Genomic DNA, 7,193 nt, shown 5'->3' on the forward strand with positions numbered 1-7,193 from the left:
GTCAGTATGGAAACGGTTCGTATCGGCATCATCGGTGTTTCGGGACATGCGAAGCAGCATCTTCTTGCCATCGACTATCTCACCGAGAACGGTATGGGTGTGCTCGCTGCGGCGGTGATAAAGCCGGACGCGGAATATGCCGAATACGCCGACGGTTTTCGCGCAAAGGGCGTGCGTATATACCGCGAGTATCAGGAGATGTTCGCCTCCGAGCGCGGAAAACTCGATCTCATCGCCATACCGACGGGCATAGCCTTTCATGAGGAACACTCCGTCGCCGCGCTCAATGCCGGTTTTCACGTGCTCTGCGAAAAGCCCGTTGCCGGCTCGGCGGCCGAAGCATTGCGCATGAAAGCGGCGGCTGAACGTACGGGCAACATGCTTGCAATAGGATATCAGTACATCACATCACCGATGATCAAGCGCGTGAAGGAATATACGATGAACGGCAAGCTCGGGCGCATTCTCTCAGCGCGTACACTGGCCTTCGGACCGCGTGATGCCGTGTACTATACCAGGAACGGCTGGGCGGGGAAGATGACATTCCTCGGCAAGACCATATATGATTCGCCGATGCAGAATGCATTTGCGCACTATCTCATGAACATGCTCTACACGGCGTCACCGTCGCCGGGGAAAAGCGCCCGTGTCACCGCGGTCACGATGGAGAATTATCGGGCGAAGGATATCGAATATGCCGATACGCAATGGATGGAACTATCGACATCCGAGAACGTGCCTGTCCATTTCATATCCTCTCACGCCTGCGAGAAGGGCGAGAATTTCACCGAATACCGATATGAACGAGGCCGCATCGAATGGACGCCGTCAAGAACAACGGTGTACGAAAAGAGCGGCGTCGGTGAAAATGTGATCGAGACCATCGATAATGGCCCCGTGCCGATACAGACGCGCGTATTCATCGATGCCATCGAGGCGATACGTAACGCCCGCCCGCCCGCCTGTACCATAGAAAGCGCCATGCAGCAGACGATAGCCATTGAGAAGGGATTCATCTCCTCTGACGGCGTACACACGATAAGCACTGAGCACACGTTCGTTTCCGAAGTGCTCAAACGCCCCGAGGGGATGAAAACGGATGAAGCGGCCCGATATAACGCGGTCATCAAGGATATCGAGATAACGATGAAGAATGCATTCGATTCGGACAAGGGTTTCTTTGCATCGGGACTGCCTTGGGCTAAGCGGAGTAAGACAATAGCAGTGTGATGATGTAGCAAGGGGCATTCCCCCGTGCTCTCTGTCCTTCTACATATATATTAAAGCACGGGGTCTTGACCCCGTGTTCCTTTTTCTCGAGGGGCACTTCCAGTTTCAGCCGCTTTGTATATACTGCAGCTACAACGAAACGCCAGGAATGATAATGGACAAGAAACTCGCTGATGTACTTGACCGCGAAATAGCACGTGTGCTGCCGCGCGTGCGGGAACTCCGCCATGCGATACACGCCTGCCCGGAAATAGCGTTCGATGAGCACCGCACGCGTGCCGCGGTGATCAAGATGATCGCGCGCACATCGATATCCCTCCGCAAGCCGCTCATCGGTACCGACATTGTCGCCGACCTTGCCGTACGCGGCGCGAAAAAGACCGTGTGCCTGCGCGCCGATATGGACGCGCTCCCCATGGTCGAAGAGACCGGTGTAAAATATGCTTCACGCAACAAGGGCTTCATGCATGCCTGCGGTCACGACGGACATACGGCGATACTCGCCGGTACCGCGCTCGTGCTGTCGCGGCTGTCGAAGCATCTGCGTGCGAACGTCCGCTTCGTCTTTCAGCCCGGCGAAGAGCTCGAGTGCTGCGGCTCGCTCCTCGTCAAAAAAGGCGCGCTTCGCGGCGTAAGCGAAGCGTATGCGCTCCACGGATGGCACGGCTATCCCGTCGGTTCCGTCGTCTGCAAGAACGGCGTGTTCTTCGCCGCCAACGGCACGTTCTATATCGTCGTGCGCGGCAAGGGTACGCACGGCGCCATGCCGGAGGAGGGTCGCAATCCCATTCCCGTCGCCTCCGAGATAGTCGATAAGCTCGATGATCTTCATGTGAACGTGAAGCGCGCGTACGGTGCCGTCATCTCGGTGTGCTCGATCAATGCCGGCGTCAATTCGAATATCATACCCGAGCGTGCGGTGATAAGCGGGACGACGCGCTTTTTCACTCCGCGCGTGGGCAATGCGCTTAGGCAGAGTATAGCATCGATAGCCGCCGCGTCCGGAAAGCGTCATGGGGTGAACGTCCATTTCGTCTACGAGAGCCGCTATCATGAGCCGGTGGTGAACACCGATGCCGGGTTTGCCGCGGTGAAAGAGGCTGCCGCTCTTGCCGGAGAACGATTCATCGAAGCGAAAAAGCCGCTCATGGCCTCCGAGGACTTTGCGTTCTACCTTACGCGGAATGACGGAGCGCTTTTCCTGCTCGGACTCGGTGATCGATCACCCAAGCTCCACACGCCGGCGTTCGATTTCAATGACGAGGCGATAGAGCACGGCATACGGATGTTCTCGCGGCTGCTTGTCAGCTGATGCTGTTTGCGCTGCGGCCGATATACTTCAGCCGTATCCGCTATTTCTGCACGAGAGAGAAATCATCGAAATAGAGCGTTGCTTTGTCCGCGTTCTTTTTCCCGGCAACGAGCATGATGCCCGTAACCCGTTTCAACTCGTCATCGGTCATCGATTTTTCCGCTTTTTTGAATGAGGTGAACGGTATGACCGCTTCCGACCAGGATGCGGTGAGCGTGATCGATGCGTCGTATTTTATCTGCGTACTGCCGTCCATATAGTGCAGCGTGGCGGTAAAAAACTGTTCGCCCTCGGACTTGATGAAGAATTTCACGCCGCTTGCCTTTTCCGGGCTTACGTCGCCTGCGACGAATGCCCTGCCGAACCAGGCGTAGGTGAATTTCGAGAAATCACTTTCGATCTTCAGCACGGTCTTTCGTTCGGGATCGCCGCTGGCGGTCGGGGATAATTTCACGTTGTCTTTCCAGCTCCACACTTTCTTGTCGAGCGTTTCAAAATCATCGGCAACGGGTGCCTGGGAGAACACAGTACATACGGCTATCAGTGATGCCGCGATACCTTTGAGAATAGTGTTCATAGGGACCTCCGGATTCTTGTGTCGAGTCATCTGTTGAACATTTTATGTATTCAAGTCGGTTTGTCAAGCGCAGGTTCCAATATGCTATGCGGGTTTTTCGATGCGGGACAAGCAATCGATAATGTCATTGACGAAGCACCGGTATCTGCTATACTGTCGCCCGCAATGAGCACAAGTATTCACCGCACGGAATAACACATGAAGATAACCCTTACCGGCGCCGCCGGGAATCTCGGTTCGGTGGTGTGCCGCCATCTTTCTGAAAAAGGATACGATATCACCGCCACCGATATCTCCTACCGGAGCGATCTCCCCGTGCCGATCGATGTCGCCGATCTTCTTGACCGCGCCTCCTGCTATCGCGTGCTGAAAGGCGCAGAAGCGCTCGTGCATCTGGCGAATCATCCGAGCTTTCAGGGGCGCGACGGCCAGCGCATCCATAACGAGAACGTAAGCATGGATTTCAATGTATTCGAAGCGGCCCGTCAGATGGGCGTAAAGACGATAGTGTTCAGCAGCAGCATTCAGGCCATGGCGGGCGACAGACATCACAAGGATGATATCCCGAGCGGTCAGCCGTATCTCCCGCTCAACGGCGATATACCCGCGCGACCCGGCAATCCCTATGGCCTCTCGAAGCAGGCCGGCGAGAATATGCTCCAGTATATGGTCCGCCAATGGGGAATGAACGCCGTCGCCCTTCGCTTCCCCTGGCTCATACGCCCGGAGTGGGAGCATCATATGCGCGATGAAAAACGCACCGAACCATGGCCGCGTGAGAATACCGACGAGGCGTTCACCTTCCTCCGCATGGCCGATGCCGCGTCTCTCATCGAGGCGATTCTCCGCGCGAAGCTCACCGGCTATCGATGTTATTTCCCCGTCGCAGGGGAACATTCCCTTAACATGAGCATACCCGATATGATATCGACGTTCTTTGCCGGCGTACCCCTGCGTGTTCCCGCCTCGGAGTTGAAGCATCTGGTCGATATCAGCGCGATAACGCGCGATACCGGCTGGACGCCGTCCGCATAATGGGCCCGCGGCACGATGACTATACGCCGCGATTGAGCGTATGGCAGATAATCAGGCGGCTATTCCCGTACTTTGCCGCTGAGAAAAAACGCTTCGCCATGACATTCCTCTTCGTCGGCCTCAAGATAGCCTCCGATCTCTACCTTCTCCTCGTCACCCGAAGCATATTGAAAGTGATAGAAGCCTGGGTCGGCGGTGGCGCTCGCGGTAGAGCGCATCCCATCCCGCAGATACTCCGCGATACGCTCATGATGGATACCGCATCGCTCAATGCCGCCGATCTCCCTGTGCTCGTGGGTATCATGGGCGCTACCGTGCTTGCGTTCTTCGGTGTCGGTTATCTTCGCTCGTTCTATCCCGCGATACTTATCTCCAACGTCGCCTTCGCCATACGCCGCGCGCTCTACAATCATCTCCAGTGCCTCGACCTCTTTTTCTTTGACCGCACGAGGAGCGGCGAGATCACCTCGCGGCTTACCAACGATATCAATCAGGGCGTGCAGGTCTTCGGCATGACGCTCACGATACTCCTCTTCCAATCCATCGTCTTCATATTCTCGATAAATTTCATGGCCCGCGTGAACGTTCCCATGACACTGCTCGTCATAGCCGTCGGCGTGCTCTTTCTCGTCAACATGGGGCTCTTCCTCCCAAAGCTTCGCGCCCGCAGCCGCGCCGTCCAGGAAAAAATGGGCGTCATCAGCGGCGTGTCCAACGAGCGTTTCGGCGGGATAAAAGTGATGCAGTCGTTCACCAACGAGGATATGGAGCTTGAGCGATTCACCGAGCTCATCGATAATCATCGGAGCTTAAGCATTCGCCTCGCGCGCGTCTCGTCCTTCAGCGGCATTTTCAGCCAGTCGATACCGCTCGTGGGCAATACTGCCATTCTCGGCATGGGGGCGTATCTCGTCATCAATGGCAAACTTTCCATCGCCGACCTTACCTTCCTCTGGATGATGCGTGACCATGTCATCAACCCCTTCCAGGTGTTCATCAATTTCGCCGAGCAGGTGGCCGTGGGTCTCGGAGGCCTCGACCGCGTCTTCGAATTCTTCGATGAGCGCTCCCGCGTTAAAAATGCCCCCGAAGCGAAAATATTTCGATCGGTCGCCGGGCGCATCGAATTCCGCGATGTGACCTTTTCCTATCCGTCCGAACGCGGCAAAGCGGCGCTTATCGATCTTTCCTTTACGGTTAAGCCCGGTATGTCGGCGGCGCTCGTCGGCTCGAGCGGCGCGGGAAAAACAACGACCGTCGACCTCCTTTCGCGGTTCTACGACCCCGATTCCGGCGCCATCCTCATCGACGGACAGAATATCCGTACCGCCGATATCGAAAGTCTTCGCGATAATATCGGTGTGGTCATGCAGGAGGCGATACTCTTCTCCGGTACCATACGCGAGAACATCCTCTACGGGCGCCCCGGCGCGAAGGAAAAAGAGATCCGTGCAGCGCTTGCAATGGCGAATGCAGACGAATTTGTCGGGGAAATGCGCGAGGGCATCGAGACTATCATCGGCGAACGCGGCGTCATGCTCTCCGGCGGACAGCGCCAGCGACTCGCCATAGCCCGCGCTTTCCTCAAGGACCCGCGCATTCTCGTCCTCGACGAAGCCACCTCATCGCTCGATTCCGTGTCCGAATCCTACGTGCAGGAAGCCATTGAACGCCTCATGAAAGGCCGCACTACCATCGTCATCGCGCATCGCCTGTCCACCGTCGCCCATGTAAACACCATTCTCGTCCTTAACCGCGGCCGCCTCGTTGAACAGGGGCCGCACAAAAAACTCCTTGCAAAAAAAGGTCATTACGCAGCCTTCTACCGGCGTCAATTCGGACAGCTTGCCGGGGCATGAAATTCACGCCCGCATGAAGCGCATTCCCTGACGGACACCCACGGCATGATATTATCATAGATCACACGTATCAGCTCGGCTTTACTTTCATTATGAGTGTACCGTCGTTCCAGCAATGGCAGTCCATCCTTGTCTGCAGCGCTCTTAAACCGGGTGTACGCTTCAATGTCGAAAGCGTAAGCTGCGCCAAGCAGCATTGCATTCTTGATCACCCCGTATCGTGTTTTTTTGATCGTAACTACACGCCCTTTTGAGCGTGAAGAATCGATGTACTCGGTCATCAGCTCTTCCGATCCGGCGATGATGCAACCATCGGCGTCGCATAATACATTGATGCCGCTGAAATATGCATAATAACCGATAACCTTGTGTTCGATCATTCTTATCCCCCTTGTTCTATTGTTCATTCATCAAGCGGGCTTTTTATACCCCGCTCAAGACCTATAAGCACATGTGTGTAGATCATAGTCGTCGTAACGTTTGAATGGCCGAGGAGCTCCTGTACCGTCCTGATGTTATAACCCGCCATCAGAAGATGCGTCGCGAAACTGTGCCGAAGCACATGGGGGCTTACCCGTTTCTGTATATCAGCGCATACTGCCGCCCGCTTTATCTCCTTCTGTACCGATGTCTCATGCACATGCCATCGCAGCGCTCTGCCCGTGTTGCGCTCAGTCGTGTACTCAACCCCCGGAAATACCCATTGCCAAAGCCATTCACGATGCATCTCCGGATATTTCCTGTCAAGACCGTCCGGCGTAAATACCCCGCCGAGCCCATGCGACTTCTCCTCCTCATGCACCGCCCGCCGCCGCTCCAGAAGCTCCTTCAGCGCCGGCATTATCGACTCCGGGAGCATGCTGACCCTGTCCTTGTTCCCCTTGCCGCCGCGTACCGTAACGCTCTTATGCTCATAATCGATATCCTTGACCCTGAGTGAGGTACACTCCGATACACGAAGACCGCTCCCATACATCAATTGTCCCATTATCTTGAAATCACCCTGCAGACGCTCGAGAAGCGCCCGTACCTCGGCTTTCGTTAATACCACCGGTATACGAAACCCCCTCTTCGCACGGGGCAGGGTGGCCATCCCTATGATCTCCCGCCTGAGCACGTTCTTGAACAGGAACAGCAATGCATTGAACGCCTGATTCTGCGTCGATGCGCTCACCCCCCC

At 55.8% G+C, this 7,193-nt stretch carries 7 protein-coding genes; 4 read left to right on the plus strand and 3 right to left on the minus strand.

What is annotated here, in order from left to right; all coding sequences use genetic code 11:
- Window positions 1–6: 6 nt before the first annotated feature.
- Complete coding sequence (locus AABZ39_15455) at window positions 7–1,230, plus strand: Gfo/Idh/MocA family oxidoreductase (GenBank protein ID MEK6796175.1); 1,224 nt, start codon at window positions 7–9, stop codon at window positions 1,228–1,230.
- A 154-nt stretch (window positions 1,231–1,384) separates the two neighbouring features.
- Window positions 1,385–2,542 (plus strand): M20 family metallopeptidase, encoded by a 1,158-nt coding sequence (locus tag AABZ39_15460; protein MEK6796176.1) that lies wholly within the window; start codon window positions 1,385–1,387, stop codon window positions 2,540–2,542.
- A gap of 40 nt (window positions 2,543–2,582) precedes the next feature.
- Here AABZ39_15460 and AABZ39_15465 read toward each other — a convergent pair whose 3' ends face one another.
- Window positions 2,583–3,119 carry a hypothetical protein gene (locus AABZ39_15465; protein MEK6796177.1) on the minus strand — a complete coding sequence of 179 codons (537 nt, stop codon included), beginning with the start codon at window positions 3,117–3,119 and terminating at the stop codon, window positions 2,583–2,585.
- Between the two features lie 198 nt (window positions 3,120–3,317).
- Between AABZ39_15465 and AABZ39_15470 the strand changes: the two genes are divergently transcribed.
- Window positions 3,318–4,154, plus strand: a complete 837-nt coding sequence (locus AABZ39_15470) for an NAD(P)-dependent oxidoreductase (GenBank protein MEK6796178.1) — start codon at window positions 3,318–3,320, stop codon at window positions 4,152–4,154.
- Window positions 4,154–6,013: an ABC transporter ATP-binding protein gene (locus AABZ39_15475; protein MEK6796179.1), complete on the plus strand. Its 1,860-nt coding sequence runs from the start codon at window positions 4,154–4,156 to the stop codon at window positions 6,011–6,013. Before AABZ39_15470 ends, AABZ39_15475 begins: the two co-directional genes overlap by 1 nt.
- On the opposite strand, the gene AABZ39_15480 is transcribed toward AABZ39_15475, so the two are convergent.
- Entirely contained in the window at window positions 5,986–6,393 is a 408-nt protein-coding gene (locus AABZ39_15480; GenBank protein ID MEK6796180.1) for a hypothetical protein, read from the minus strand. The two genes, AABZ39_15475 and AABZ39_15480, sit on opposite strands and share 28 nt — an antisense overlap.
- A 23-nt stretch (window positions 6,394–6,416) precedes the next feature.
- Window positions 6,417–7,193: integron integrase (locus AABZ39_15485; GenBank protein ID MEK6796181.1), on the minus strand; the 777-nt coding region annotated here is incomplete at its 5' end.

Source organism: Spirochaetota bacterium (genome assembly GCA_038043445.1).
Taxonomy (GTDB): domain Bacteria; phylum Spirochaetota; class Brachyspiria; order Brachyspirales; family JACRPF01; genus JBBTBY01.

Coding starts and splice junctions, on each gene's coding strand:
- AABZ39_15470 (MEK6796178.1), top strand. CDS start 3,318: ATGAAGATAACCCTTACCGGCGCCGCCGGGAATCTCGGTTCGGTGGTG.
- AABZ39_15475 (MEK6796179.1), top strand. CDS start 4,154: ATGGGCCCGCGGCACGATGACTATACGCCGCGATTGAGCGTATGGCAG.
- AABZ39_15460 (MEK6796176.1), top strand. CDS start 1,385: ATGGACAAGAAACTCGCTGATGTACTTGACCGCGAAATAGCACGTGTG.
- AABZ39_15480 (MEK6796180.1), bottom strand. CDS start 6,393: ATGATCGAACACAAGGTTATCGGTTATTATGCATATTTCAGCGGCATC.
- AABZ39_15455 (MEK6796175.1), top strand. CDS start 7: ATGGAAACGGTTCGTATCGGCATCATCGGTGTTTCGGGACATGCGAAG.
- AABZ39_15465 (MEK6796177.1), bottom strand. CDS start 3,119: ATGAACACTATTCTCAAAGGTATCGCGGCATCACTGATAGCCGTATGT.